The sequence below is a fragment of the Pseudoxanthomonas sp. F37 genome, assembly GCF_022965755.1.
Lineage (GTDB): Bacteria > Pseudomonadota > Gammaproteobacteria > Xanthomonadales > Xanthomonadaceae > Pseudoxanthomonas_A.
The window spans coordinates 1,833,395-1,858,895 of sequence record NZ_CP095187.1 but is presented as its reverse complement, the minus strand read 5'-3'; the positions used below and the strand labels follow the sequence as shown (position 1 = coordinate 1,858,895).

Annotated in this window: 26 protein-coding genes; 23 read left to right on the top strand and 3 right to left on the bottom strand. The window is 68.8% G+C overall.

Annotated features, from left to right (window positions below; all coding sequences use genetic code 11):
* Nucleotides 1–37: 37 nt before the first annotated feature.
* The 3 genes from MUU77_RS08600 to MUU77_RS08590 all read left to right on the top strand — a co-directional run bounded on the left by MUU77_RS08600 (nt 38) and on the right by MUU77_RS08590 (nt 2,279).
* Nucleotides 38–589 carry a phasin family protein gene (locus MUU77_RS08600; protein WP_245093798.1) on the top strand — a complete coding sequence of 184 codons (552 nt, stop codon included), beginning with the start codon at nt 38–40 and terminating at the stop codon, nt 587–589.
* A gap of 239 nt (nt 590–828) precedes the next feature.
* A complete protein-coding gene (locus MUU77_RS08595; RefSeq protein WP_245093796.1) occupies nt 829–1,770 on the top strand; it encodes a restriction endonuclease in 942 nt (313 codons plus the stop codon).
* Nucleotides 1,771–1,850: 80 nt separating this feature from the next.
* On the top strand, nt 1,851–2,279 hold the full coding sequence (locus tag MUU77_RS08590) for a group II truncated hemoglobin (protein WP_245093794.1): 429 nt from the start codon (nt 1,851–1,853) through the stop codon (nt 2,277–2,279).
* Nucleotides 2,280–2,351: 72 nt separating this feature from the next.
* On the opposite strand, the gene MUU77_RS08585 is transcribed toward MUU77_RS08590, so the two are convergent.
* The gene (locus tag MUU77_RS08585; protein WP_245093792.1) at nt 2,352–4,340 is read right to left on the bottom strand and encodes an SDR family oxidoreductase; all 1,989 of its coding nucleotides are present in this window, start codon (nt 4,338–4,340) and stop codon (nt 2,352–2,354) included.
* A gap of 152 nt (nt 4,341–4,492) precedes the next feature.
* Here MUU77_RS08585 and MUU77_RS08580 point away from each other — a divergent pair, with 152 nt between their 5' ends.
* Together MUU77_RS08580 and MUU77_RS08575 are read left to right on the top strand one after the other, a co-directional pair.
* A complete protein-coding gene (locus MUU77_RS08580) occupies nt 4,493–4,750 on the top strand; it encodes an acyl-CoA-binding protein (RefSeq protein WP_245093790.1) in 258 nt (85 codons plus the stop codon).
* Nucleotides 4,750–5,376, top strand: a complete 627-nt coding sequence (locus tag MUU77_RS08575) for a TetR/AcrR family transcriptional regulator (RefSeq protein ID WP_245093788.1) — start codon at nt 4,750–4,752, stop codon at nt 5,374–5,376. The genes MUU77_RS08580 and MUU77_RS08575 overlap by 1 nt, the downstream gene beginning before the upstream one ends.
* 28 nt (nt 5,377–5,404) lie before the next feature.
* Here the strand turns inward: MUU77_RS08575 and MUU77_RS08570 are convergent, their stop codons facing one another.
* Nucleotides 5,405–6,358, bottom strand: a complete 954-nt coding sequence (locus MUU77_RS08570; RefSeq protein ID WP_245093786.1) for a YafY family protein — start codon at nt 6,356–6,358, stop codon at nt 5,405–5,407.
* Nucleotides 6,359–6,677: 319 nt separating this feature from the next.
* Nucleotides 6,678–7,085 carry a hypothetical protein gene (locus MUU77_RS08565; RefSeq protein ID WP_245093784.1) on the bottom strand — a complete coding sequence of 136 codons (408 nt, stop codon included), beginning with the start codon at nt 7,083–7,085 and terminating at the stop codon, nt 6,678–6,680.
* Between the two features lie 165 nt (nt 7,086–7,250).
* Between MUU77_RS08565 and MUU77_RS08560 the strand changes: the two genes are divergently transcribed.
* The 18 genes from MUU77_RS08560 to fliI all read left to right on the top strand — a co-directional run bounded on the left by MUU77_RS08560 (nt 7,251) and on the right by fliI (nt 25,487).
* On the top strand, nt 7,251–8,105 hold the full coding sequence (locus MUU77_RS08560) for a hypothetical protein (protein ID WP_245093782.1): 855 nt from the start codon (nt 7,251–7,253) through the stop codon (nt 8,103–8,105).
* Nucleotides 8,089–8,655 (top strand): hypothetical protein, encoded by a 567-nt coding sequence (locus MUU77_RS08555; RefSeq protein ID WP_245093780.1) that lies wholly within the window; start codon nt 8,089–8,091, stop codon nt 8,653–8,655. Before MUU77_RS08560 ends, MUU77_RS08555 begins: the two co-directional genes overlap by 17 nt.
* 339 nt (nt 8,656–8,994) lie before the next feature.
* The gene (locus tag MUU77_RS08550) at nt 8,995–10,191 is read left to right on the top strand and encodes a flagellin (RefSeq protein WP_245093778.1); all 1,197 of its coding nucleotides are present in this window, start codon (nt 8,995–8,997) and stop codon (nt 10,189–10,191) included.
* Nucleotides 10,192–10,270: 79 nt separating this feature from the next.
* Nucleotides 10,271–11,482 (top strand): flagellin, encoded by a 1,212-nt coding sequence (locus MUU77_RS08545; protein WP_245093776.1) that lies wholly within the window; start codon nt 10,271–10,273, stop codon nt 11,480–11,482.
* Nucleotides 11,483–11,571: 89 nt separating this feature from the next.
* Nucleotides 11,572–12,777 (top strand): flagellin, encoded by a 1,206-nt coding sequence (locus MUU77_RS08540; RefSeq protein ID WP_245093774.1) that lies wholly within the window; start codon nt 11,572–11,574, stop codon nt 12,775–12,777.
* A gap of 449 nt (nt 12,778–13,226) precedes the next feature.
* The gene (fliD, locus tag MUU77_RS08535) at nt 13,227–14,591 is read left to right on the top strand and encodes a flagellar filament capping protein FliD (protein WP_245093772.1); all 1,365 of its coding nucleotides are present in this window, start codon (nt 13,227–13,229) and stop codon (nt 14,589–14,591) included.
* A gap of 56 nt (nt 14,592–14,647) precedes the next feature.
* The gene (gene fliS, locus MUU77_RS08530; protein WP_245093770.1) at nt 14,648–15,064 is read left to right on the top strand and encodes a flagellar export chaperone FliS; all 417 of its coding nucleotides are present in this window, start codon (nt 14,648–14,650) and stop codon (nt 15,062–15,064) included.
* A complete protein-coding gene (locus MUU77_RS08525) occupies nt 15,061–15,366 on the top strand; it encodes a hypothetical protein (protein ID WP_245093768.1) in 306 nt (101 codons plus the stop codon). Before fliS ends, MUU77_RS08525 begins: the two co-directional genes overlap by 4 nt.
* 3 nt (nt 15,367–15,369) lie before the next feature.
* Nucleotides 15,370–15,957 (top strand): PilZ domain-containing protein, encoded by a 588-nt coding sequence (locus MUU77_RS08520; RefSeq protein WP_245093766.1) that lies wholly within the window; start codon nt 15,370–15,372, stop codon nt 15,955–15,957.
* A 214-nt stretch (nt 15,958–16,171) separates the two neighbouring features.
* Entirely contained in the window at nt 16,172–16,804 is a 633-nt protein-coding gene (locus tag MUU77_RS08515; RefSeq protein WP_245093757.1) for a response regulator transcription factor, read from the top strand.
* 237 nt (nt 16,805–17,041) lie between these two features.
* Nucleotides 17,042–18,466: an RNA polymerase factor sigma-54 gene (gene rpoN, locus MUU77_RS08510; RefSeq protein ID WP_245093755.1), complete on the top strand. Its 1,425-nt coding sequence runs from the start codon at nt 17,042–17,044 to the stop codon at nt 18,464–18,466.
* Between the two features lie 15 nt (nt 18,467–18,481).
* Nucleotides 18,482–18,862 (top strand): response regulator transcription factor, encoded by a 381-nt coding sequence (locus MUU77_RS08505; protein ID WP_245093753.1) that lies wholly within the window; start codon nt 18,482–18,484, stop codon nt 18,860–18,862.
* Nucleotides 18,855–20,333, top strand: coding sequence for a sigma-54 dependent transcriptional regulator (locus MUU77_RS08500; RefSeq protein ID WP_245093751.1), 1,479 nt, complete (start codon nt 18,855–18,857; stop codon nt 20,331–20,333). The genes MUU77_RS08505 and MUU77_RS08500 overlap by 8 nt, the downstream gene beginning before the upstream one ends.
* Nucleotides 20,334–20,410: 77 nt before the next feature.
* Nucleotides 20,411–20,764, top strand: coding sequence for a flagellar hook-basal body complex protein FliE (gene fliE / locus MUU77_RS08495; protein WP_245093749.1), 354 nt, complete (start codon nt 20,411–20,413; stop codon nt 20,762–20,764).
* Between the two features lie 38 nt (nt 20,765–20,802).
* On the top strand, nt 20,803–22,476 hold the full coding sequence (gene fliF, locus MUU77_RS08490; RefSeq protein WP_245093747.1) for a flagellar basal-body MS-ring/collar protein FliF: 1,674 nt from the start codon (nt 20,803–20,805) through the stop codon (nt 22,474–22,476).
* A 16-nt stretch (nt 22,477–22,492) separates the two neighbouring features.
* Nucleotides 22,493–23,479: a flagellar motor switch protein FliG gene (fliG, locus tag MUU77_RS08485; protein ID WP_245094350.1), complete on the top strand. Its 987-nt coding sequence runs from the start codon at nt 22,493–22,495 to the stop codon at nt 23,477–23,479.
* 23 nt (nt 23,480–23,502) lie between these two features.
* On the top strand, nt 23,503–24,093 hold the full coding sequence (locus MUU77_RS08480) for a FliH/SctL family protein (protein ID WP_245094347.1): 591 nt from the start codon (nt 23,503–23,505) through the stop codon (nt 24,091–24,093).
* Nucleotides 24,090–25,487, top strand: coding sequence for a flagellar protein export ATPase FliI (gene fliI, locus MUU77_RS08475; protein WP_245093745.1), 1,398 nt, complete (start codon nt 24,090–24,092; stop codon nt 25,485–25,487). The genes MUU77_RS08480 and fliI overlap by 4 nt, the downstream gene beginning before the upstream one ends.
* The last annotated feature ends 14 nt before the right edge of the window (nt 25,488–25,501 follow it).

The following is a 25,501-nucleotide window of genomic DNA, read 5'->3' as shown; positions in this document are numbered from 1 at the left end:
CTGGCCCGCAATCCCTACACCACCACGACGGAACGCCATGGCCACGCTGAAGAAATCCGCACGCAAGAAGACCGCTTCCGCTTCCAGCAACGAAACCCTGCAGGCCCAGGCCGAGCAGTTGTCCAAGCGCCTTGGCGAGTCCGCGCAGCAGGTCTGGCTGGCCGGGGTGGGCGCCTTCGGACGCGCACAGGCCGAAGGCACCAAACTGTTCGAGACCCTGGTCAAGGAGGGCCTGTCGCTGGAACAGACCACGCGCAAGGCGGCCGGCGGAAAGGCCCAGGCCATGCGCGATGCGATGGAAACCACCGTGGGCCAGGCGCGCGAACGTGCGTCCGACACCTGGGACCGGCTGGAGAAGGTGTTCGAGGAGCGCGTGCACCGCGCACTGCGGCGCCTCGAGGTACCCAGCCGTGAGGACCTTTCGGCGCTGATCGACCGCGTGGATGCGCTGAATGCCGAACTGCGCAAGCTGGGCGGCGTGCCCGCCGCGAAGCCGGCACGGGCGCGCAAGACCGCCGCCAAAAAACCGGCGCCGGCAGCGAAGAAGACGCCCTCCAAGCGTGCATCGCGCAGGAAGGCCGCACCATAAGGTTGCACAGGCTTTTTCGTGCGCTTTCCTGAACATTTTTTTGTTGCGCGGCACCATCGAATGGCGTAACAATCATTCCAGCCCGCCAGTCCATCGAAGTTCGTTTGCTCCCCTCCCCTTACGGCTTCGGACTGGCGGGCTTCTTCGTTCCGTCACGCCACGCGCGGCGGGCGCCACAGACAGTCGCAGGCATGGCCCGGTAGAATTGCCGGTCAAATAACAACAACGCCCCGCGACGCATGTCCATCTGGTTCCTTGGCCTGGCCGTCACTCTGGTGAGTGGCGCGGCCGCCACCGCCTATTTCTGGCTGCTCCGCCGCCCCCGCGATGAGATGTCCTACGGCCTGCATGCGTTGTCGGGACTGCGCTGGCGCGAATTCTCGAAACTGGTCCTGGCCGCGATGGCGCGCCGGGGACTGGTCGAAGCCAGTCCCGATCCGCAGGACAGCCGCGAGCCGCAGTCCACCTTCCTGCTCGCCCGTGGCGACGAACGCTGGCTGCTCTCGTGCAAGCATGGTTCGGCCTACCGGATCGCCGCCGCACCGGTCCAGGAACTTGCCGCCAGCATCCGTCTGGGCGCGGCCCATGGCGGCATCCTGGCCACCGAAGGCAATGTGGAGAAGGAAGGCCGCGATGCCGCCCAGGGCAACACCATCGAACTGCTGGACGGCCCGCGTCTGTGGCCGGAAGTGGTGGACCTGATCGAACCCGGCCTGCGCGAGCAGGTGGTCGCCTACGCTGCCGCGCGCGCCAAGCGCCATATCGGCATCGCCTGGTTCGGCGCGCTGGCCGTGGGCGCCATGGCCATGGCCGCTTGGCCCAACACCCCCGCGCCGGCGCGCCCGGCTCCCGGAGCCGCCTCGCCCGCCGCGTCCGGCGCCACGACCCCCGCACCGGTACCGGCACAGCCCGCCGCCTTCCGCGAGCCCACCGAGGAAGAACTGGAAATCCAGATGCGCGAGGTGCTCAAGGCGCTGGCCAGGACCCCCGGCATCACGCGCGGCGTGTGGCAGACCAAACTGACCCTCAGCGTGGACCTTGCGGCCGGCGGGCAGGACGCATGGCCGCGGATCTGCAGCGAGCTCGAGCGCTACCCTGCGCTGCGTACGAGCCGTGTGCAGCTCAATCCGCCCCCCGGCAGCGGCGAACCGGTGCGCTGGCGGCAGTGCAAGACCCTGTGAAGCGGCTGCGGCGTTCCGTCGCTGGGCCTGGCCCGCGCACAACGGGATGATCGCGCCATCCCAATGCCGCATTTCGACGCATGAGCGACGTTCCCGACCCCACGCCCTATGAGCGCATCGGCGGCGAAGCCGGCCTGCGCCGCATGACCCAGCGCATGTACGCGCTGATGGATACCCTGCCGGAGGCCGCCGCCGTACGCGCGCAGCATCCGCCGTCGCTGGAAGGCAGCGAACAGAAGCTGTTCGAATTCCTCAGCGGCTGGCTGGGCGGCCCACCCCTGTTCACCCGCAAGCACGGCGCACCGATGCTGCGCGCACGCCACCTGCCGTTCCGGATCGGCATGGAAGAAGCCAGCGGCTGGCTGGCCTGCTTCCACGGCGCGATGACCGAGACGGTCGAAGACGCCGACCTGCGCGATTTCCTGTGGTCGCGCATCGAGCCGCTGGCGCTGCACATGCGCAACCTGCAGGCGGTGCCGCTGCGGTGGGCCGACCCACAGGACGCGTAAAGCGGAGCTTGCTCCGCTGCGATGGAAAGGGCGGGATTGCGGGGCCGGGCAAGCTCGGCTCCGCGCGGGCCCCTACCAGTGCACGCCCCGCATCAGCGCCGCGAACGCGATCTGCTCCTGGCTGGGCGATTCGTCCTTCAGCGCCTTGCGGTCGCCCCTGGCGGCGGCCGAATCGGGGAACAGTTCGAAGGCGGTGTTCATCACCACCTCGTAGGCTTTCGGCGCCACCGCATTGACCAGCGCGGCGAAGATGCCCAGGCGGGTGGCGATGCGGCTGGGCTTTTCGATGATCGCCTTCACCAGCAGATCGGCCGCTTCTTCCGGCGACAGCGTGGGCACGCTGTCGTACATCTTGGTGGGCGCGATCATCGGCGTCTTCACCAGCGGCATGTTGACGGTGGTGAAGCTGATGCCCTTGCCCGACAACTCGCCCTGCGCGCAGCGGCTGAACGCGTCCAGCGCCGCCTTCGACGCCACGTAGGCCGAAAAGCGCGGCGAGTTGGCCAGCACGCCGATCGAACTGATGTTGATGATGTGCCCCTTGCGGCGCTCGGTCATCTTCGGCAGGAAGCCCATGATCAGCCGCAGACTGCCGAAGTAGTTCAGCTGCATCGTGCGTTCGAAATCGTGGAAGCGGTCGTAGCTCAATTCGATGGAGCGACGGATCGAGCGGCCGGCATTGTTGATCAGGATGTCGACGTGGCCATGTTCGTCCAGCACCGTCTTCACCAGCCGGTCGCAGTCGGCCATGTCGGCCAGGTCCGCGGTATAGGCGAACACCTTGCCGCCGGCCTTCTTCATTTCGTCGCGGGCCTTGAACAGTTCCTCCTGGCCGCGCGCCACGATGACCGTGGTGGCGCCCGCCTCGGCCACGCGCTGTGCGGTGGACAGTCCGATGCCGGAAGAACCGCCGGTGATCACCACCACCTTGTTGCGCACCTTGCCCTTCAACGAGCGGTCGATGAACAGGTCCGGATCCAGGTGGCGCTCCCAGTAGTCCCACAGGCGCCACGCATAGTCGTCCAGGCGCGGCACCGCGATGCCGCTGCCCTTCAGCGCACGCTCGGTCTCGCGGCTGTCGAAGCGCGTGGGATAGGTGATGAACTTCAGCACTTCCCTGGGGATCTTGAAGTCGCGCAGCAGCATGCCGACGAAGCGTTTCACCGGCGGCAGGTTGCCCACCGCCATGCGGATGCTGCCCGGCACGAAGGCGAACATGCGCGCGTCGATGCGCATGGTCATCTCCGGCGCATGGCCGGCGCGGCAGAAGGTGTTGAGCACTTCGCCCACCCGCATCGGTTCGGGGTCGGTCAGGTGGAAGGTATGCCCGTCCAGCTTCGGCTTGTGCGCGATGTGGTCCATCGCGTCGGCGACGAAATCCACCGGCACGATGTTGATCCTTCCGCCTTCTATGCCGAGCACCGGCACCCACTGCGGCAGCAGTTCGCGCAGCTTCTTGATGAGGGTGAAGAAGTAGTACGGCCCGTCGATCTTGTCGATCTCGCCCGTCTTCGAGTGGCCGACCACCATGCCCGGGCGGTAGATGCGCCACTTGATCCGCTTCTCCCTGCGCACCAGGCCCTCGGACTCGTGCTTGGTGCGCAGGTAGGGATCGTCCAGGCCCTCGGCCTCCTCGAACATGTCCTCGCGGAAGATGCCCGGATACAGGCCAGCGGCGGCGATGGAACTGGTGTGATGGAAGCAGCCGGCCTTCAGCGCGGCCGCCAGGTCCAGCGCATGCTGGGTGCCATCGATGTTGGCGACCTGCTGGGCCTCCCGGGTGGCGGTGAGGTCGTAGATGGCGGCCAGGTGGAAGAAGTGCTTCACCTTGCCGGTCAGCGTGCGCAGCTGGGCGGGCGTCAGGCCGCACCGGGGCCTGGTCATGTCGCCATGCACCACGGTCACGCGCTTCATGTCCCAGCCGGCGTTCTTCGCGATGGCGTCGAACTTCTTCTGCGAGTCCTTGCGGACCAGCACATAGACCGTCCCGCTGCGCTTGAGGAGGTTGCCGACCAGATAGCGACCGATGAAGCCGGTGGCGCCCGTGACGAAATAGCTCATGACAGCCCCATTCCTCAAGTTGTGTGGGCCGGCCCCTCCGACCGCCCTGCGCCGTAACTTGCCAGAGCCACCCGGTTTCGACAATCCCGTCACGGATTGACCGCCTGCACCACCCGTGGTGTGATGGCCTCGATCACTGGGAGGGATCATCCATGGCCGATCTGAAGACCGCATTCGAACAAGCCTCCAGGGACATCCAGACGCTGTCCGAGCGTCCGGACAACGACACCCTGCTGCGGCTCTACGGGCTGTACAAGCAGGGCTCGGAGGGGGATGTGAAAGGAGACAAGCCGGGCTTCTTCGACTTCGTCGGCACCGCCAAGTACGAAGCCTGGGCCAAGCTCAAGGGTACCGCGCCCGAAGACGCCCAGAAGAAGTACGTGGACCTGGTGAAGAAACTGCTCGCCTAGTGGCACGCGATACCCGCCAGCGCATCCTCGACGCCGCCCTGGCGATGTTCAACTCACAGGGCGAGCCGCACGTCACGACCAACCACATCGCCGACGAGCTGGAGATCAGCCCGGGCAACCTGTACTACCATTTCCGCAACAAGGACGACATCATCGAGCAGCTCTTCGCGCGGTACGAGGAGCGCATGGACGGGGCGCTGACGCCCCCCGGCGACCGCCTGCCCGGGCTGGAGGACATCTGGCTGCAACTGCACCTGGTGTTCGAGTGCATCTGGGACTACCGCTTCCTGTACCGCGACCTGGTCGAGATCCTCAGCCGCAACCGCCGCCTGCGCATGCGCTTCGCGCGCATCCTGCGGCGCGCCGACGACAGCGCGCATGCGGTGATGCGCGGCATGGGCCATGCCGGGGTGATGCGCGCGTCGGCGGCGGAGCTGGCCGCCACGGCCACCAACATCCTGGTGGTATCCACCTTCTGGCTGAACTACGCCTCCACGCGCGGCGAGAAGGACGAACAGGCCGCGATCCGCCAGGGCATCGTGCAGGTGATGATGCTGGTGGCCCCCTTCCTGCGCGACGCGGAACGGGTACACCTGAACACGCTGACCCAGGCGTATACCGAGTAGGCGCGCATCCGCCTTCCGGCGGCCCCGCTCAGGCGGCTGCCAGCGCATTCCCCAACCGTGACGATGCCGCGCGCAGTTCGGGCAGCAGGCCGCGGTCGTCGACGATCTGGAAGTCCGGGCCGATCAGGGCCATCAGCGCCAGCAGGGCATCCACGGATTCCGCACCCAGCTCCAGCATGCAGTGCCGCTCGTCGCCGGCTTCCAGGATCCCGCACCACGGCGGCACGCGCGTGGCCTGCTCGGCGACGGAGCCGGGCAGCCGCAGCCGCACCTGGTAGCGCGTGAAAGGTTGCGTGATCGACTTGGCCACGTAGTCCGCCACGTCGCCCGGGAACGCGCGTGGCGGGAACTGGGTGCCGGTGTCGTGCAGCGCCTGCACGCGGTCCACCCGGAACGTCCGCCAGTCCTCGCGCTTGAGGTCCCACGCCACCAGGTACCAGCGACTGCCCGTATGCACCAGCCGCAGGGGTTCGATCAGGCGCTCGCTGGCACGCTGGTTGCGGTCGCGGTACTGCATCCGCAGCCGGAAACCGTCGCGGCACGCCGCCGCGATGCGCAGCAGTGCGTCGACATCCGAGGTGGGCGCCCCGCCCGCCAGCGACAGCGTCACCGAATACAGGGCGCTGGCACGCTTGCGCAGGCGGGCGGGCAACCATTGATCCAGCTTGGACAGCAGCCGCAGCGACGTATCCTCCATCCGGCCGACGCTGGCGGCGGCGGTCCGCAGGGCCACCGCGACGGCCACGGCCTCGTCGTCCTCCAGCAGCACCGGCGGCATGGCGCTGCCCGAGCCCAGCCTGTAGCCGCCGCCCAGGCCGGGCGAGGCATCGATGGGATAGCCGAGTTCCCGCAGCCGTTCCACGTCGCGGCGCAGCGTACGGCGGTCGATGTCCAGCCGCTGGCTCAGTTCCGCGCCGGTCCAGTGACGGCGCGACTGCAACAGCGACAACAGGCGGAGCAGACGGTTGGAGGTGCTGAGCATGGGCCCAGTATGGCGCTAATCGAGGACTGATCCTGTCCTCGATAGGCGACGGACGGCAGTGCATGCGCCGTGGGCAGGCAGCGGGGCGATCCAGACCTGCCGCGGCGGCGCCCGCCGTCGCCCGGGCATCACCTCGGCCAGTACGTTCCGGCAACCCTGGCCTGCCTCGAGCAGGCGCAATCGCAGACGAGGCGAGGTACCGATCCCCCGCTCGCACCGACGCGACAGCGGCGGTTTCTGCGAACCGGCGGTTATCCGGCACCTGCGACGGAAACGCCCCGGCGGGCCGGGGCGTTGGAGGTCCGTCGGCCGCGCGGGATCAGGCGCGACGCGTGCGACGGGCCGCAGGCTTGCGCGCGGCGGGCTTGCGGGCCGTCTTGGCGCGCGCGGGCGCGGGCTTGCGGGTGCGCGACGTCTTGCGGACGGGCTTCTTCTTCAGGCCCAGCTTCACCAGCACCGGTTCCAGCCGCGCTTCCACATCGGCGCTGAACTGGCCCACGCGGGCTTCGCCCTGCTCACGGACATCCGCCAGGCGGCCCAGCACATCGCGCTGCGCGGTGCTGGCGAACGTCGCGGCCTGCTGGCGGGCGGCGTCGATCCGCTGGCCCGCCTCCGCGACGGCGCCCAACGCTTCGCGACGGGCCACCGCGACCAGGCCAAGGCCAGCGAGCCAGACATGGCGCAGGGTGGGTTCGGGGGTCTTGCGGGGGGTCTTCTTGGCAGCCATAGCGGGCATCCACATGCCGGCCCCGATGGCCGGCTTCCATGAGGCGATGCTGTCCGGCCTGCGTCGAGCATTCACACTATTGGCCGCTCCGCTCACACATTCCGTAGGGGTTGCCTGCCGACCTCGTTCACGGCCATGCTCGCCCCATCCTGGGAGGGACGACAGATGGCAGCCAGATTCTCGAAATGGGCCCCGTTTCCGCACGACGCCAAGGCCTACGCCTATGCGGGCGACGCGCTTAAGAAGGCATGGCCGGCCCTGCACGCCGGCGACCAGGAGCCCTACCCCGACGAGAAGCGCGCAAAAGCCCTGATCGCGGCGGCGGGCAATGCCGCCAAGGGCATGGCCGCCGACGATCTGGCGCAGCGCCTGCAGGACGCCTGGCGCGCCTTCCACCGTGGCGAGTTCCAGACGGCGTACCAGGCCGGCGAGGCGCTGGGGCCGCTGGGTGCGTCGGTGGCGGTGAAGGCACTCGGCATCCACGCCACGTACCTGGTGGACGACGAAGCCGAGCAGCTCAAGCGCTTCGAACATGCGGCCCAGCTGGCCGAGGCGGCGGTCAAGGCGCTGCCGGACGAAGCCAACAGCCACTACCGCCATGCCTTCGCCCTGGGCCGCTACAGCCAGGGCATCAGCATCGCCAAGGCGCTCAAGCAGGGCATCGCCGGCAAGGTAAGGACCTCGCTGGACGCCACCCTCGAACGGGCCCCCAAACACGCCGAGGCGCACACTGCACTCGCGCTCTACCATGCGGAGATCATCGGCAAGATCGGCGCGATGATCGGCGGCCTGACCTACGGCGCCAAGGCGGGCGAAGCCGAGTCGCATATCAAGACCGCGCTGAAGCTGACACCGGATTCGCCCATCGCCCATATCGAGTACGCCAACGTGATGCTGCTCCTGCATGGCGACAAGAAGGAGGACGCCGCGGCGGCGGCTTTCGAGAAGGCCGGCAAGCTGAAGCCGCACGACGCCATGGAAGCGCTGGATGCTGCCCACGCGAATGCGCAGATCGAATAGCAACGCCACCGTCGCGCTTGCGTCGGTCTTGCTGGCCGCAAGTGCGACGGTGGCGGCACAGGTCCTCGCGCCCGCAAGCCCTGCCCCATCCCCGCCGGTGCAGGCGACGGATACGCTGCTGGACGCCCTGACCTGCCGGACCTCAGCCGGCGACATCGCCGGCCTGCTGGCCAGGCTGCAGCGCGAACGGCCCAGCGAATTCATCCAGACAGAGCGCCAGTACGGTACGCCGAAGATGGATCTCTACCGGCTCGACACCCCGGTGGACGCCTGGGGCAACGAAGGCGATGCCGTCGTGATCACCGACAACCGCGTGCTGCTGCTCGTGGACGCCCCCATCGATACCGCCAGCACGCGCCTCGAGCAATCGCTGGTGGACAGTCGCGATGCGCCGCTGTCCGGCGCGCTGGATGATCTTCATGCGCTGGTGGTCTACGCCGGCGAGCATCCCGGCATGCAGCAGCGCACGCTGATCGGATGCGAATACCGCATGCCCGGACTCTCGCTGCTCACCCATCCGGACGACGCCTGGCGCACGCCGACGCCGTAAGGGATGCGCGCGCAGCGCGCACGACGCTCCCCTCCTCCCGCCCAGGCAACACGCGCTCCCTGTCGCAACCCGGCGCGGGGTGCCCTGGCGTGCCCGTGGGCCGGCCTTAACGGCACGCCCCGGGCCATCTTTAGGGCCGATGTCGCGTTTCCGATGCTTGCCGCAACCCCTTGCGCTGCAGGGGTTGCGGGGGCCTAGCACATTTTTTTGCAGCCGCCCTAAAGGTTCTTTTGGGAGCGCCGTTATTCATTTCGCAACATGAAGACGACTAGCCCAACAAAACAAACCGGCAGCGTCTTTTCCCTTCAACGCCGTGAATCCAAATAAGAGGAGACGAACATGGCACAGGTAATCAACACCAATACGATGTCGCTCAACGCTCAGCGCAACCTGAGCACCAGCGGCGCCTCTCTGGCCACCACCATCCAGCGCCTTTCGTCCGGCCTGCGCATCAACAGCGCGAAGGACGACGCCGCCGGCCTGGCCATCTCCGAACGCTTCAGCACCCAGATCCGCGGCCTGGACGTGGCCGTGCGCAACGCCAACGACGGCATCTCGCTGGCCCAGGTCGCCGAAGGCTCGCTGACCGAAATCGGCAACAACCTGCAGCGCATCCGCGAACTGGCGGTGCAGTCCTCCAACGCCAGCAACTCCGCCTCCGACCGCGCCGCGCTGAACGCCGAAGTCAAGCAGCTGACCTCCGAAATCGACCGCGTGGCCAAGCAGGCCGACTTCAACGGCACCAAGCTGTTGGACGGTTCCTTCACCAGCCAGCTGTTCCAGGTGGGCGCCAATGCCGGCCAGGCCATCGCCATCGACAAGGTGGTCGACGCCCGCGCCATGACCCTGGGCGGTTCGCAGTTCGACAGCGGCACGCTGGCCATCACGGCCGCGGCCTCCGCCACCGCCGACATCACCATCACCGGCCTGACCCTGACCGACAGCGCGGGCAACGCCGTCGCCTTCGACGACCTGACCGTGAAGAGCCAGGGCTCGGTCGCGGCCACCAACGAAGCCGCCGCCAAGGCACTGGCCGCCCATATCAACGGCAAGCTGGGCGAAACCGGCATCTACGCCAATGTCGACGCCGCCGGCACCGGTCTGGAACTGACCTCGGTCAAGACCAGCGTGGACGCCAACGGCGACTTCGCGGCCTTCGGCGTCGCCATCACCGGCGGCACGTACACCGCCACGGCAGCCGCCACCAGCGAGGTGCCGAAGTTCGTGTCCGACCTGGACATCTCGAATTTCGCGGGCGCCCAGCAGGCGCTGGAGATCGTCGACAAGGCGCTGACGGCCGTCAACGGCGCGCGCGCCGACCTGGGCGCCATCCAGAACCGCTTCACCTCGGTGGTCGCCAACCTGCAGACCAGCTCGGAAAACCTGGCCGCCTCGCGCAGCCGCATCCGCGACACCGACTTCGCCAAGGAAACCGCCGAACTGACCCGCACCCAGATCCTGCAGCAGGCCGGCACGGCCATGCTGGCCCAGGCCAACCAGGTGCCGCAGAACGTGATGAGCTTGCTGCAACGCTGAACCAGGTATCCCCGGCGGCACGGCGGGGATCGTTGGAAAACTTTTCCCCCGTGCAGAAAACGCCTAAGGAGTAGAACTCATGGCACAGGTCATCAATACCAACACCATCTCGCTGAACGCGCAGCGCAATCTGAGCAGCAGCGGGGCTTCACTGGCCACCACCATCCAGCGCCTGTCCTCGGGCCTGCGCATCAACAGCGCCAAGGACGACGCCGCCGGTCTGGCCATCTCCGAACGCTTCAGCACCCAGATCCGCGGCCTGGACGTGGCCGTGCGCAACGCCAACGACGGCATCTCGCTGGCCCAGGTCGCCGAAGGCTCGCTGACCGAGATCGGCAACAACCTGCAGCGCATCCGCGAGCTGTCGGTGCAGTCGGCCAACGCCACCAACTCCTCTTCCGACCGCGCCGCGCTGAACGCCGAAGTCAAGCAGCTGACCTCCGAAATCGACCGCGTCGCCAAGCAGGCCGACTTCAACGGCACCAAGCTGCTGGACGGCTCGTTCACCAGCCAGCTGTTCCAGGTCGGCGCCAACGCCAGCCAGGCCATCGCCATCGACAAGGTCGTCGATGCGCAGGCGGCTGCGCTGGGCAACGTCACCTTCGCCAACGTCTATGAGGGCACGGCACTGGGCACCGACGCCGCGGCCGCCGACACGACCTTCTCGCAGCTGCAGCTGACGGTGACCGACGCCGACGGCAACGCCAGCACGGTCGACATCGGCGCGTTCGAGGTCAAGTCGGGCCAGTCCATCACCCAGGGCGCCGCGGCCGCGATCAACGCCAAGCTGGGCGAAACCGGCGTCTATGCCGAAGTGGATGCCGGCGTGATCAGCCTGACCTCGGTCAAGGCCGACCAGACCTTCGCCATCGCGTTCGGCGGCCCGGCCGTGACCGGCGCCACTGTGGCCACGGCGGCCAACCTGGGCCTGACCGAGACCAGCACCGACGGCGGCGATCTGACCGGCGCTACCGCCAGCTTCGCCCAGGACCTGGACATCACCAGCTTCGCCGGTGCGCAGAAGGCCCTGGAAATCGTCGACGCGGCGCTGACGGCCGTGAACGGTGCCCGCGCCGACCTGGGTGCGGTGCAGAACCGCTTCACCTCGGTGGTCGCCAACCTGCAGACCAGCTCGGAAAACCTGGCCGCCTCGCGCAGCCGCATCCGCGACACCGACTTCGCCAAGGAAACCGCCGAACTGACCCGCACCCAGATCCTGCAGCAGGCCGGCACGGCCATGCTGGCCCAGGCCAACCAGGTGCCGCAGAACGTGCTGTCCCTGCTCCGCTAAGCGGGTGATCGACCGGGGCGGACGCCACAACCGCCGTCCGCTCCGGTTCCGCCGTCTCCCTACCGTTACAACGCCTACAGGAAACTTCCATGGCACAGGTCATCAACACCAACACCATCTCGCTGAACGCGCAGCGCAATCTGAGCAGCAGCGGGGCTTCACTGGCCACCACCATCCAGCGCCTGTCCTCGGGCCTGCGCATCAACAGCGCCAAGGACGACGCCGCCGGTCTGGCCATCTCCGAACGCTTCAGCACCCAGATCCGCGGCCTGGACGTGGCCGTGCGCAACGCCAACGACGGCATCTCGCTGGCCCAGGTCGCCGAAGGCTCGCTGACCGAGATCGGCAACAACCTGCAGCGCATCCGCGAGCTGTCGGTGCAGTCGGCCAACGCCACCAACTCCTCTTCCGACCGCGCCGCGCTGAACGCCGAAGTCAAGCAGCTGACCTCCGAAATCGACCGCGTCGCCAAGCAGGCCGACTTCAACGGCACCAAGCTGCTGGACGGCTCGTTCACCAGCCAGCTGTTCCAGGTCGGCGCCAACGCCAGCCAGGCCATCGCCATCGACAAGGTCGTCGATGCGCAGGCCAACGCCCTGGGCGGCGCGATGTTCGCCACCGCCACGTTCACCACGGCCACCCCGGCCGACGGCACCACCGACCTGAAGATCGAAGGCCTGCAGCTGACCAATGCCGACGGCACCGCGGTCACGATCGACACCGTCGAAGTGGCTGCCCAGGGTACTGCCAACGCCACGCGTGACGCCGCCGCCACCGCACTGGTCAGTGCGATCAACGCCAAGATCGGCGAGACCGGCGTGCTGGCCGAACTGGGCACCAACGGCGCGGTCAACCTGACCTCGGTCAAGGACAGCGTGGATTCGGATGGCGACTTCCTCGGCATCGCCGTGGAGACCGGCACCTGGACCGGCGGCACCGCCCCGGCCGACGTGGTGGCCAGCACCGTCGCAACGACCAAGCAGTACGCCAGCAACCTGGACATCTCGACCTTCAAGGGTGCGCAGCAGGCCCTGGAAATCGTCGACAAGGCGCTGACGGCCGTGAACGGCGCCCGCGCCGACCTGGGTGCGGTGCAGAACCGCTTCACCTCGGTGGTCGCCAACCTGCAGACCAGCTCGGAAAACCTGGCCGCCTCGCGCAGCCGCATCCGCGACACCGACTTCGCCAAGGAAACCGCCGAACTGACCCGCACCCAGATCCTGCAGCAGGCCGGCACGGCCATGCTGGCCCAGGCCAACCAGGTGCCGCAGAACGTGCTGTCCCTGCTGCGCTGACGCGCGGCCCGCAACACCGCAGTTCCTCCTAGTTCTCTGTCGTCCACGGACGGATTCGTCTCCCTCCGTTTGGCAGTACCCCAACCCCCGCCGGCCACGGCGGGGGTCTTTTTTGAGGAACGAGTGGGGAGGAGTCAGGAGTGAGTGGAAGCAGGAGCAGGGGCGGTGCGGCATGGCAGGCCCCGCCTTTACTCACTCCTCACTCCTCCACACTCACTCCTCCCCACTCGTTCCTCGCCCCACTGGCACAAACCCTGCATCAGCCCGCAGGCCTGCATTTCTCACCAGCACGCCGGACCCACGGCGGCGGTGGGAGACGGAGAAATGCGGGCTAAAGAACGGTTCCCGCGGGCCGTTATTGGTACTGCACGGGCGGGTCCCATCCGTCATCGGATGGTGGCCCGCCCGGCCTCCCCTTTTGCGGAAAGGGCCAGACAGGAGACAGGACGATGGCGGATTACTCACTGGGTTACGGCGGCATCGGTTCGGGGCTGGACATCACCGGCATGGTCGAACAGCTGGTGGCGGCCGACCGCAAGCCCGCCGACAACCGCCTGAACCGCATCGAGAGCCAGGCCAAGTTCAAGCTCTCCGCCATCGGCACGGTCAGCTCCGCCTTCAGTACGCTGGATACGGCGCTGAAGGCCCTGAAGTCCCCGACCGCCTTCGACGTGCGCACGGTCAAGTCCGGCACCGACACGGTGCTGGGGGCCACCGTCGCCAGCGGCACGCCCACCGGCATCTACAACGTGGAGGTGGTCGAACTGGCCACCGCCAACAAATGGATCACCAACACGCCGGTCACGGCCAGCCAGACCTTTGGCGCCGGCCAATTGACGCTGACCGTCGGCGGCGAGTCGCTGGCCATCGACATCGCCGAGGGCGCCACCCTGCAGGACGTGCGCAGCGCCATCAACGACGCCGCGCGCAGCAAGGGCGTGCAGGCCAGCGTACTGACCTCCAACGACGGCCAGTACCTGTCGGTGTCGGCGGACAAGACCGGCGCGGCCAACGGCATCACGCTCACCTTCGCCTCCGGTGGCAGCGACCTGCAGTCGCTCGCCGCCAGCCTGCAGGAACGCGTGCCGGCCGCCGATGCCGAGGTGGTGATCGACGGCCTGACCGTCACCGCCAGCACCAACAAGATCACCGAAGCCGTGCCCGGCCTGACCCTGGACCTGAAGGCCAAGGGCACCAGCACGGTCACCGTGTCCACCGACACCGCCGCCGCCAGCAAGCTGATCCAGGATTTCGTGACGGCGTACAACACCGCCATCAACGCGATCAACACCAGCACCAAGTACAACGCCGAGAGCGACGAACCTTCGGCACTGACCGGCGATGCGCAGATGCGCAGCGCATCGGGCCAGCTGCGCAGCCTGATGGGCGACCTGCTGGGGGGGCTCGCCGCGCAGGGGCTGGACGCCAAGACGCTGGGCCTGCAGACCAAGGGCTATCCCACGTCCGACGGCACCCTGGTGTTCGACAGCAGCAAGTTCACCGCCGCACTGACCGCGGATCCGGAGAAGATCCGCACCGCCTTCACCGGCGACACCGCCTTCGCCGGCCGCCTGCAGGCGGCCGTGGGCAGCTACATCGGCAGCGACGGCGCGTTCACCCAGCGCACGAACGGACTGAACGCCCAGATCAAGGACGTCGCCAGCCAGCGCACCGCCCTGGACGCGCGCATGGAAGCGGTGGGCAACCGCTACAAGGCGCAGTTCGTCGCGCTGGACAGCATGATCGCGCAGATGAATACCACCAGCAGCGCTCTCGCTCAGCAGCTCGCCTCCCTCACCGCCCAGACCGGATAAGACCGCCGGGCCCGCACCCACGCCCATCGCGTGCCGCAGGCCCCAGGAGAAATGGAATGTCACTTCAATCGTACGCCGCGCAGTACCGCAACACCGGCCTCAGCAGCGCGGTGATGGAGGCCGATCCGCACCGTCTGGTCGCCCTGCTGCTGGCCGGCGCCTGCGAGCGCCTGCGCCTGGCCGAAGCCTGCGTGGCGCGCGGCGACCTGGCGCGCAAGGGCAAGGCGATCGGCGAGGTCAGCGCGATCATCGGCCACCTCAACGGCTCGCTGGATCACGAAGCCGGCGGCGACATCGCCGGCAGCCTGTCGGCCCTGTACGACTACGTGCAGACCCGGCTGATCGAGGCCAACCTGCACAACGATGCGTCCGCCCTGCGCGAATCGCTGGACCTGCTGGGCGAAATCGAAGCGGCGTGGAACGCGATCCCGCCCGAACAACGCCACGTGCCGGCGATGGCCGCCGCGCGATGAGCGCCGCGCCGGCCCTCGACGACCTGTTCGCCCAGCTCGACGCCATGCGGCGTGCCCTGCACGCGGGTGAACTGGAGGACGTCGAGCGCCTGCTCAACCGCCACGACCACGACGTGCGCGCCTTCCTGCACGCCGATGGCGGCCGCGCCGCCGGCGGCGACGCCCTGGCATCGCTGCTGCGCGCGCAACTTGAACTGCAGAAGACCATGCAGGATGCGCGCGAGCAGGCCCGCATCCGCATGCATGCCAGCCAGCGCGCCGACCGCGCGGCGCGCGCCTATCTGTCCGTCGTGGAGGGGTGAACCATGACCACACCGACCGTCCTGGTGGAACATCCGGCCGAACATGTCCTGTTCGATGGCGCACTCACCTGCGACGTGGTCCTGCCGGCGCGCGTCGAAGCCGGCGCGCGCGTGCTGATGCAGGCGACCTCCGAAGCACTGCTCAAGGGACTGGCCGTGGCCGAAGACATGCGCGGCGACGACCCTGAAGAACGCAAGGAAGCCACGCCCACCCAGCAGCGCATCGAGGCCAAGCTCGACCTGGTGCTGTCGCTGCTGGGACGCCTCGCACGCCGCCACGAAGGTGCCCCGCCGCCCACGGCGATGCGCTGGTCGCACCGCGGAATACGGCTGGATGCGGCCTCGCCGACGGCCTGCGTCGAGGGCGCGCCCGGCGTGGTGCTCGTGCAGCCGGCCGCCTGGCTGAGCGACCAGATCGAATTGCCGGTGGTCGTACTGGCCCAGGTGGAGGGCTCGCAGGGCCTGCACCATCTGTGGCTGCAGTTCGATGCCCTGAACGCCGGCCTGGCCGAGGCGATGGACCGCCATCTGTTCCGCCTGCACCGCCGCCAGATCGCGGAAGCCCGGCAGTCGCAGTCGACCCGCCCGTAACGCCGTTCCGCGCCTCGCGGCCCCACGTCCATCGCAACGCGATGGCCCGTCACGGCACCTGGCGGCGGTAATCGCATTCTGGGCAGCGCCCAGGACCGGTCAACTGTGACTGGCGTCGTGGTTTCACACCTCCGTCGCGATTCTGAATTGGCGTGGCCCCGGCCCGCCGCTATCGTGACATCACCTTACGACGCGACAGCAGCTGAATCCTCCCGTGCGTGTACTCATCGTCGACGACCATACCCTGGTCCGCGCCGGCATCGGCCGGTTGCTGCAGGCCTTGCCTGACGTCGATGTGGTGGCCGAGGCCTGCAACGGCCAGCAGGCACTGGACATGGCGGCGATCCATCGCCCCGACCTGATCCTGCTGGACCTGTCCCTGCCCGACCGCAGTGGCCTGGACCTGCTGCCGCTGCTGCGCGAGTCGCTGCCGCAGACGCGGGTGGTGATCATGTCCATGCACAACGACCCCACCCAGGTCCGCGTGGCCCTGGACCGCGGCTGCGCGGGCTTCGTCGTGAAGGAAGCCGCCCCGATGGAGCTTGAGCTGGCCCTGCGTGCCGCCGCCGCCGGACAGGTGTTCCTCAGCCCGCAGGTGTCGTCCAAGATGCTGGCGCCCATGCTCAACTCGCAGCGTCCCACGGGCGTGGCGGCGCTGTCGCCGCGCCAGCGCGAGATCCTGCGCCAGCTGGGCAGTGGCATGAGCAGCAAGGAAATCGCCGCGCAGTTGGGCATCAGCGTCAAGACGGTGGAAACCCATCGCGCCCGGATGATGGAATCGCTGGGCTGCCGCCGCGCCAACGACCTGCTGTTGCTGGCCGCGCGCCACCAGAACGAACTGGCCTGAGCCTTGCAGGTACACCCGGGCGACGCCCTCTCCGTGACGGAATTCCGTGTTCGCAGCGCCCCTCTCGGCGCCTTCCTCCGACATTGAACCGACGCTGTAGGGAAAACCCTGACAGCGGGTCGGGCGTGCCCGCATCACAACCAGAAACGCCCTGATTTTTTTTCCGTCACCCGCCCCGCAAAGTGTCAACACGATGTGAAGCCGACCACGGCACGCCATCGAATCGGGGACACGGGAATGAAGACGGGACTTTCCACCCAGCTCGGGCAACAGCTCCACCTGACGCCGCAACTGCTGCAGTCGATCCGGCTGCTGCAGCTGGACGGCCTGCAGCTGGAGCTGGAAGTGCGTCGCGCGCTGGACCTCAATCCACTGCTGGAGGTGGAAGAAGCGCAGGACGCCGCACAGGACGGGGAAATCGAGGCACTGCCCGCGCAGGACGTCGCCGCCAGCGAAGTCGCCGCGTTCGACGAGCTGCCCGAGTCCAACCTGTGGGACGTGCCGGGCGCCAGCTGGCAGGACGGCGACGACGACCGCATGCAACGCGTGGCCGCCGGCGAATCCAGCGACCCGCACGTGCGCGTGCTCGACCGCCTGGCGCTGGAGCTCGACGAGCGCGCGCTGGACGTGGTCGCGTTCTGGCTGGAGAACACCAACGAAGCCGGCTATCTGGAACAGGCGCCCGAGACCCTGGCGCTGCTGGCATCGGCCCGCTTCGACCTGGCCACCGGTGCCGTGCTGGCGCTGCGCGATCGCCTGCTGCGCGGCGAGTTCCCCGGTCTGGCCGCCGCCGATGTGCGCGAGTGCCTGCTGGTGCAGCTGGACTGCCTGCATGGCCGCGTGCCGGCACGTCATGTCGCCCGCCGCATCGTCACCGACGGCCTGGCGTTGCTGGCCGCGCACGAATACGACGCCCTCGCCCGCCTGCTGGACCTGGACATCGAGCAGGTGATGGAGGGCGTGCGCCTGGTGCTGTCGCTGGATGCGCGCCCCGGCGCGTCGCTGGCCCCGGCGCCGACCGGCTACATCGTGCCCGACGTGGTGGCGTGGCATGCCGACTGCGCCTGGCGCGTGGCGCTGAATCCGGCCACCACCCCGCGCGTGCGGGTCAACGCCCTGCAGGAGCACGCGCTGGAGCAGGCCGGCCCGTCCGAGGGCGCCGGCAAGCTGCGCGAACTGCTGCAGGAAGCGCGCTGGCTGACCCGCGGCCTGTCGATCCGCTACGACACCCTGCTGCGCACCGCGCGCGCCATCGTCGAACGCCAGGCCGGTTTCCTGGCCCAGGGCGAGGAGGCCATGGCCCCGCTGACGCTGAAGGAGATCGCCGACGCCATCGGCATGCACGAATCGACCGTCTCGCGCATCACCACCGGCAAGTACATGCAGACCCCGCGCGGCACCTTCGAGCTGAAGCACTTCTTCGCCGTGCGCCTGGAAGGCGCCAACGTGTCCGGCCCGGCCGTGCGCGCGATGGTGCGCCGCCTGATCGATTCCGAGCCGGCCGGCAAGCCGCTGGCCGACGAGGCCATCGCCGGCCTGCTGGCCCGCCAGGGCATCCATATCGCCCGCAGAACTGTGGCGAAGTACCGGGAACAGCTGGATATCGCTCCCGCCCGGGAACGCCGACGCGCTACCGTATCGGTCTTGGCCAAGGCCGGATAACGGAGCACGAACGCAATGAGCAAGATCACCGTACTGCTGGTGGACGACCACGAAGGCTTCATCAACGCCGCCCTGCGCCATCTGCGCAAGGTGGAGTGGCTGGAGATCGTGGGCCGCGCCAGCAACGGCCTGGAAGCCATCGAACGCTCCGAGACCCTGCGTCCGGACGTGGTGCTGATGGACCTGGCCATGCCGGAGATGGGCGGCCTGCAGGCCACCCGCCTGATCAAGACCCAGGACGCTCCGCCGTTCATCGTGATCGCCAGCCATTTCGACGACGCCGAGCACCGCGAACACGCGATGCGCGCCGGCGCCGACGATTTCGTCAGCAAGCTTGCCTACATCCAGGAAGTCTTGCCCATCCTCGAGAAGTTCAAAGACCGCCGCCATGAGTGAATCCCGCATCCTCGTCATCGACGCCGACGCCCCGCGTGCCGAACGCCTGGCCGGCCTGCTCGAATTCATGGACCTGACACCCCGCTGGGTCGCCAGCGCCGGTGACGTGGATGTCCGCCGCCAGCGTCCGCACGACTGGCTGGCGGTGGTGGTCGGCACCGTGGACGACCCGAAGGCCACCGACGCCTTCTTCGCCTGGCTGGGCAAGGCCCAGCTGCCGCCTCCTGTGCTGCTGCTGGAAGGCGATACCGCGGCCTTTGCCGCGGCGCACGGCCTGCACGAAGCCGGTGTGTGGACACTGGAAAGCCCGATCCGCCATGCCCAGCTGGAAGCCTGCCTGCGCCGCGCCAGCCTCAAGCGCCTGGATACCGAACACCAGGCCCAGCAGGTGACCACCAGCGGCCCCACCGGCAGCAGCCCCGCGGTCACCCGCCTGCGCCGCATGATCGAGCAGGTCGCCAGCTTCGACACCACCGTGCTGGTGCTGGGCGAATCCGGCACCGGCAAGGAAGTGGTGGCCCGCGCCATCCACGACCAGTCGCCGCGCCGCGACGGACCGTTCGTGGCCATCAACTGCGGCGCCATCCCGCCCGACCTGCTGGAAAGCGAACTGTTCGGCCATGAAAAAGGCGCGTTCACCGGTGCGCTGAGCGCGCGCAAGGGCCGCTTCGAGATGGCCGAAGGCGGCACCCTGCTGCTGGACGAGATCGGCGACATGAGCCTGCCGATGCAGGTCAAGCTGCTGCGTGTGCTGCAGGAGCGCAGCTTCGAGCGCGTGGGCGGCAACCAGACCATCCGCTGCAACGTGCGGGTGATCGCCGCCACCCATCGCAACCTGGAAGCGCGCATCGCCGACGGGTATTTCCGCGAGGACCTGTTCTACCGCCTGAACGTGTTCCCCATCGAAATGCCGGCGCTGCGCGAGCGCGCCGACGACCTGCCCGACCTGGTGATGACCATCGCCGCGCAGCTGTCCCGCACCGGTCGCGGCGAAGTGCGCTTCGCCAACGAGACGCTGCAGGCCCTGCGCCTGTACTCCTGGCCGGGCAATGTGCGCGAGCTGACCAACCTGGTGGAGCGCCTGGCGGTGCTGCATCCGGGCGGCCTGGTGCGCGTGGCCGACCTGCCCAAGCGCTACCAGCCCGAAAACCCGGCTGCCGTGGCCGCCGAAGCGCCCGCCGTGCCCGCGCAGCCCACCGCTGCCGCGCCTGCCATGGCGACCGCGGTCACCCCGACCACCATCGCCGCCGCGGCCGTGGTGCCGGCCGACCGCCTGCCGGAAGCCGGCATCGACCTGCGCGAACACATCGCCCAGATCGAGCTCAACCTGATCCGCGATGCATTGGACCGCGCCGGCGGCGTGGTCGCGCACGCGGCCCAGCTGCTGGGCCTGCGCCGCACCACGCTGGTGGAAAAGCTGCGCAAGTACGGTGTCGAGCGCGAAGACGTGGCCCTGGCGACGGAAAACTGACTGGCGGCGGGGCGCGGTTCCGGCACGGGTCTTGCAACTGACCTCGCAAGACATCCCGACGACCGAAGCATCCGCCCATGTCCGACGTCACCTCCATCCTCTCGCAGATCCGCAGCTACCAGCACCAGATGGGGACGCGTGCGCTGGAGCCCAATCCGGGCGCCTTCGTTCCCAACCGGGTCGGCCTGGAGCAGCCGGGCGTCAAGGCGCCCAGTTTCGGCGAGACGCTGCAGAACGCGCTGGAAGGCGTGAACAGCGCGCAGAAGAACGCCGGCGCGCTGGCCCAGGCCTTCGAACTGGGCGACCCGCGCGCGGACCTGGCACGGGTGATGGTGGCGGCGCAGCAGTCGCAGGTCGCCTTCCGCGCCACCGTCGAAGTGCGCAACCGCCTGGTGCAGGCCTACCAGGACGTGATGAACATGCCGCTGTAACGCGGCCCCACCTTCTCACCTAGAACCGAACCCTCACCATGGCCCTCACGCTGTCCAAGGAAGCCCTGAAGGAATCGCTGACCGCCGACAAGGCCGGTGCGGCGCTGACCAAGATCCAGGACGCGCGCGTGTTCAGGCAGATGGGCACGCTGCTGCTGATCGCCGGCGCGGTGGCCGTGGGCATGATGGTGTTCTTCTGGTCGCAGAAGCCGGCCTACACCCCGCTGTACACCGGCCTGGACGCCAAGGCCACCGCCGAAGCCACCGACATGCTGCGCGCGGCGCAGATCCCGTTCCAGCTGGACCAGGCCACCGGCGCCATCTCCGTGCCGGAAGAGAACCTGCACGATGCCCGCCTGAAGCTGGCCGGCGCCGGCCTGGCCGAGAGCGGCCGCCTGGGCTTCGAGATGATGGAGCGCGATCCGGGCTTCGGCGTCAGCCAGTTCGTCGAGAACGCGCGCTACCAGCACGCGCTGGAAACCGAACTGGTGCGCACCATCACCACCCTGCGCCCGGTACGCGACGCGCGCGTGCACCTGGCCATCCCCAAGCCCAGCGCCTTCACCCGCCAGCGCGAAGTCGCCAGCGCGTCGGTCGTGCTGGACCTGCGCTCCGGCGCCATGCTGGAACGCAACCAGGTGGATGCCATCGTGCACCTGGTGTCCTCGTCCATCCCCGACCTGGCCCCCGAACGCGTCACCGTGGTCGACCAGAGCGGCCGCATGCTGACCATCAGCGACCCGAACAGCGAGGCCGCCCTCAATGCCGCCCAGTTCGAGCGCGTGCGCAAGCTGGAGACCTCCTTCAACGAGCGCATCCGCGAACTGCTGGAGCCGCTGACCGGTCCCGGCCGCGTGAATGCCGAAGTCGCCGTGGACATGGATTTCTCCGTCACCGAGGAAGCCCGCGAAACCTTCGCCAACGATCCGGCCAAGATCCGCAGCGAACAGGTCAGCCAGAACACCGTGGCCGGCACCGGCCCCGAAGGCGTGCCCGGCGCCACCAGCAACACGCCCCCCGGCCCGAACGCCGCGGCCGCGCCCAACCCCGCCGCCCCGGTGGAAACCAGCAGCAGCGCCACCCGCAACTTCGAGATGGACCGCACCCTGCAGCACACCCGCCAGCCGGCCGGCCGCGTGCGCCGCGTCACCGCGGCCGTGCTGGTCGACCACGTGCCGCGCACGGGCGAGAACGGCAAGGTGGTGATGACCGCGCTGGATGCCGCCACCCTGGCGCGCATCGAAGCGCTGGTGAAGGAAGCCGTGGGCTTCGACGCCGCGCGTGGCGACTCGGTGTCGGTGATGAACGCCCCGTTCGTGCGCGAGACCGACAAGCCCGAAGCCGTTCCCTTCTGGGAAAGCCCCTGGCTGCACAACGCGCTGCTGCGCGACATCGCGCGCTACGGCCTGGGCGCGCTGGTGGTGATCGCGCTGCTGTTCGGGGTACTGCGCCCGGCGATGCGCCAGATCATCCATCCGGCCGGCAGGCCCAAGGCGCAGGCCGACGAGGACGGCGTGGACGTCAGCGTGGTGGACGCCGATGGCGATGAGGGCGGCGTGGTCGCCACGCTGTCGCACGAGCCCGCGCCCCCGCTGCGCGCCCTGCCCTCCGACGCCTACGAGGACCGGCTGCGGCAGGCGCGCGAGGCGGTGAAGGCCGACTCCAAGCAGGTGGCGCAGGTGGTCAAGGACTGGGTGGCCAGCGATGAGTAACGCGCGCGACAACGCACTGACCGGCGTCCAGCGCGCCGCCGTGCTGCTGCTCTCGCTGGGCGAGGAGGACGCCGCCGAAGTCCTCAAGCACATGAACGCCAAGGAGGTGCAGAAGCTCGGCATCGCCATGGCCACCATTTCCGGCGTGAGCCGCGAGCAGGTCATGCAGGTGATATCCACCTTCGGCGAGGCGCTGGACAAGCAGACCTCGCTGGGCATGGGCGCCGACGACTACGTGCGCAAGGTGCTGGTGCAGGCGCTGGGCGAAGACAAGGCCGGCAGCCTGATCGACCGCATCCTGCTGGGGCGCAACACCACCGGCCTGGACACGCTGAAGTGGATGGATCCGCGCGCCATCGCCGACCTGGTCCGCAACGAACATCCGCAGATCATCGCCATCGTGCTGGCCCACCTGGACAGCGACCAGGCCGCGGAGACGCTGAAGCTGCTGGCCGAGCGCACGCGCACCGACGTGCTGCTGCGCATCGCCACGCTGGACGGCATTCCGCCCAACGCGCTGAACGAGCTCAACGAGATCATGGAGCGCCAGTTCGCCGGCAACCAGAACCTGAAGGCCTCCAGCATCGGCGGCGTGAAGGTGGCGGCCAACATCCTCAACTTCATGGACTCCGGCCAGGACCAGGTGATCCTGGGCAGCATCACCCAGGTCGACGCCGACCTGGGCGCGCGCATCCAGGACCTGATGTTCGTGTTCGACAACCTCGCCGACCTGGGCGACCGCGAACTGCAGGCGCTGCTGCGCGAAGTGCCGAACGACCGCCTGGGCCTGGCCCTGCGCGGCGCCGACGCCAAGGTGAGGGAGAAGATCACCCGCAACATGTCCCAGCGCGCGGCGCAGATCCTGCTGGAGGACATGGAAGCCCGCGGCCCGGTGCGCCTGTCCGATGTTGAAGGCGCGCAGAAGGAAATCCTGGCCATCGTCCGCCGCCTGGCCGACCAGGGCGTCATCTCGCTGATGGCCAGCGCCGAGGAAATGGTATGACCGCGGCCCCGCCGATGCGCTGGATGCCCGCTCCGCTGGACGTGGTGGTGTCGGCGGCGGCGCCCGAGGAGCAGGTGCCGCCCCCGGTGCCGCCCACGCTGGAAGAGATCCAGGCCATCCAGGACGCCGCCTACCGCGAAGGCCTGGAACGGGGCCACGCCGAAGGCCATGCCGAGGGCTTCGCCCAGGGACAGGCCGAAGTCCGCCGACTCGCCGCGCAGATGGAAGGCATCCTGGACAATTTCTCGCGGCCCCTGGACCGGCTGGAAAACGAAGTGGTCGCCGCGCTGTCCGAACTCGCCGTGCGCATCGCCGGCGCCCTGGTCGGCCGCGCCTACCGGAGCGACCCGGTGCTGCTGCAGGAACTGGCCACCACCGCGCTGGATGCCGTCGGCGGTGCGCAGCGCGAAGTCGAACTGCGCCTGCATCCGGACGACATCGCCGCCCTGACGCCCGTGCTGGCCATGACCGCGCACACCCGCCTGACCGCCGACACCAGCCTCACCCGGGGCGACCTGCGCGTGCATGCCGAGAGCGTGCGCATCGACGGCACCCTGGAAGCGCGTCTGCGCGGCGCGCTGGAAACCGTGCTCAACCGGAGCGCACGCGCATGAGCGCGCAGCCGCTGGAATGGTTGACCGCCCGCGACCTGCGCCTGGCCACGCGGCTGTCGCAGATCAATCCCGAACTGGGCGGTCGCGGCCTGATCCGCGAAGGCATCCTGCGCCGCGCCGTGGGCCTGACCCTGGAAGCGATCGGCTGCGAGGCGCCCATGGGCGCCACCTGCAAGGTGGAAGTGGTCGATGGCGGCTGGGTCGATGCCGAAGTCGTCGGCTTCGCCGGCGAACGTACCTACCTGATGCCCAGCGCCGAGCTGCACGGCCTGCTGCCGAATGCGCGCGTGGTGCCCTCGCGCCGCCGTGGCGGCGTGGAAGTCGGCGAAGGCCTGCTGGGACGCGTGATCGACAGCGACGGCGTGCCGCTGGACGGACGCGGCCCCATCCGGGCCGAGGGCAGCGTCAGCCTGGCCGGCGTGGCGATCAACCCGCTCTCGCGCGAACCCATCACCCAGCCGCTGGATGTCGGCGTGCGCGCGATCAACGCACTGCTGCCCATCGGCCGCGGCCAGCGCGTGGGCCTGTTCGCCGGTTCGGGCGTGGGCAAGTCGACGCTGCTGGGCATGATGACCCGCTACACCGCCGCCGACGTCATCGTCGTCGGCCTGATCGGCGAACGCGGCCGCGAAGTACGCGATTTCGTCGAGACCACGCTGGGCCCGTCCGGGCTGGCGCGCGCCGTCGTCGTCGCCAGTCCCGCCGACCGGCCGCCACTGGCGCGCCTACAGGGGGCGTACCGCGCCACCGCCATCGCCGAGTGGTTCCGCGACCAGGGCCTGAACGTCCTGCTGCTGATGGATTCGCTGACCCGCTTCGCCCAAGCGCAGCGCGAGATCGGCCTGTCGGTGGGCGAGCCGCCGACCACGCGCGGCTATCCGCCATCGGTGTTCGCGCGCCTGCCGGCGCTGGTCGAACGGGCCGGCAATGGCGCCAAGGGGCGCGGTTCCATCACCGCCTTCTACACTGTGCTGACCGAAGGCGACGATCCGCAGGACCCCATCGCCGATGCCGCGCGCGCCATCCTGGACGGCCACATCCTGCTCTCGCGCCGCGTGGCCGACAGCGGCCTGTATCCGGCCATCGACGTGGAATCGTCGGTCAGCCGCGTGGTCACCGAGATCGCCGACGAAACCTGGCGCGACCGCATCCGCAAGCTCAAGCGCCTGCTGTCGGCCTATACCAGCAACCGCGACCTGATCGCCATCGGCGCCTACCAGCGCGGCAACGATCCGACCGTGGACGAAGCGCTGGAACGCTGGCCGGAGATCGTCGAGTTCCTCGGCCAGGACGTGGCGCGCGCCGCCGACCTGCCCAGCAGCCGCGCCGCCCTGGAAGCCCTGATCCAACGCAACGCCGCCGCCGGCATCCCCGTGCCGCCCGGCCTGTCGTAACGCAAGGAACCTCT

What these genes read in the sequence shown, in the direction of transcription:
- fliD (WP_245093772.1), top strand. Translation starts at nt 13,227, where the DNA reads ATGGCGGATTACTCACTGGGTTACGGCGGCATCGGTTCGGGGCTGGAC.
- MUU77_RS08505 (WP_245093753.1), top strand. Translation starts at nt 18,482, where the DNA reads ATGAGCAAGATCACCGTACTGCTGGTGGACGACCACGAAGGCTTCATC.
- MUU77_RS08595 (WP_245093796.1), top strand. Translation starts at nt 829, where the DNA reads ATGTCCATCTGGTTCCTTGGCCTGGCCGTCACTCTGGTGAGTGGCGCG.
- rpoN (WP_245093755.1), top strand. Translation starts at nt 17,042, where the DNA reads ATGAAGACGGGACTTTCCACCCAGCTCGGGCAACAGCTCCACCTGACG.
- MUU77_RS08545 (WP_245093776.1), top strand. Translation starts at nt 10,271, where the DNA reads ATGGCACAGGTCATCAATACCAACACCATCTCGCTGAACGCGCAGCGC.
- MUU77_RS08520 (WP_245093766.1), top strand. Translation starts at nt 15,370, where the DNA reads ATGACCACACCGACCGTCCTGGTGGAACATCCGGCCGAACATGTCCTG.
- fliF (WP_245093747.1), top strand. Translation starts at nt 20,803, where the DNA reads ATGGCCCTCACGCTGTCCAAGGAAGCCCTGAAGGAATCGCTGACCGCC.
- MUU77_RS08590 (WP_245093794.1), top strand. Translation starts at nt 1,851, where the DNA reads ATGAGCGACGTTCCCGACCCCACGCCCTATGAGCGCATCGGCGGCGAA.
- fliE (WP_245093749.1), top strand. Translation starts at nt 20,411, where the DNA reads ATGTCCGACGTCACCTCCATCCTCTCGCAGATCCGCAGCTACCAGCAC.
- fliI (WP_245093745.1), top strand. Translation starts at nt 24,090, where the DNA reads ATGAGCGCGCAGCCGCTGGAATGGTTGACCGCCCGCGACCTGCGCCTG.
- MUU77_RS08560 (WP_245093782.1), top strand. Translation starts at nt 7,251, where the DNA reads ATGGCAGCCAGATTCTCGAAATGGGCCCCGTTTCCGCACGACGCCAAG.
- MUU77_RS08580 (WP_245093790.1), top strand. Translation starts at nt 4,493, where the DNA reads ATGGCCGATCTGAAGACCGCATTCGAACAAGCCTCCAGGGACATCCAG.
- MUU77_RS08585 (WP_245093792.1), bottom strand. Translation starts at nt 4,340, where the DNA reads ATGAGCTATTTCGTCACGGGCGCCACCGGCTTCATCGGTCGCTATCTG.
- MUU77_RS08600 (WP_245093798.1), top strand. Translation starts at nt 38, where the DNA reads ATGGCCACGCTGAAGAAATCCGCACGCAAGAAGACCGCTTCCGCTTCC.
- MUU77_RS08540 (WP_245093774.1), top strand. Translation starts at nt 11,572, where the DNA reads ATGGCACAGGTCATCAACACCAACACCATCTCGCTGAACGCGCAGCGC.
- MUU77_RS08550 (WP_245093778.1), top strand. Translation starts at nt 8,995, where the DNA reads ATGGCACAGGTAATCAACACCAATACGATGTCGCTCAACGCTCAGCGC.
- MUU77_RS08565 (WP_245093784.1), bottom strand. Translation starts at nt 7,085, where the DNA reads ATGGCTGCCAAGAAGACCCCCCGCAAGACCCCCGAACCCACCCTGCGC.
- MUU77_RS08570 (WP_245093786.1), bottom strand. Translation starts at nt 6,358, where the DNA reads ATGCTCAGCACCTCCAACCGTCTGCTCCGCCTGTTGTCGCTGTTGCAG.
- fliS (WP_245093770.1), top strand. Translation starts at nt 14,648, where the DNA reads ATGTCACTTCAATCGTACGCCGCGCAGTACCGCAACACCGGCCTCAGC.
- MUU77_RS08500 (WP_245093751.1), top strand. Translation starts at nt 18,855, where the DNA reads ATGAGTGAATCCCGCATCCTCGTCATCGACGCCGACGCCCCGCGTGCC.
- MUU77_RS08480 (WP_245094347.1), top strand. Translation starts at nt 23,503, where the DNA reads ATGCCCGCTCCGCTGGACGTGGTGGTGTCGGCGGCGGCGCCCGAGGAG.
- MUU77_RS08555 (WP_245093780.1), top strand. Translation starts at nt 8,089, where the DNA reads ATGCGCAGATCGAATAGCAACGCCACCGTCGCGCTTGCGTCGGTCTTG.
- MUU77_RS08525 (WP_245093768.1), top strand. Translation starts at nt 15,061, where the DNA reads ATGAGCGCCGCGCCGGCCCTCGACGACCTGTTCGCCCAGCTCGACGCC.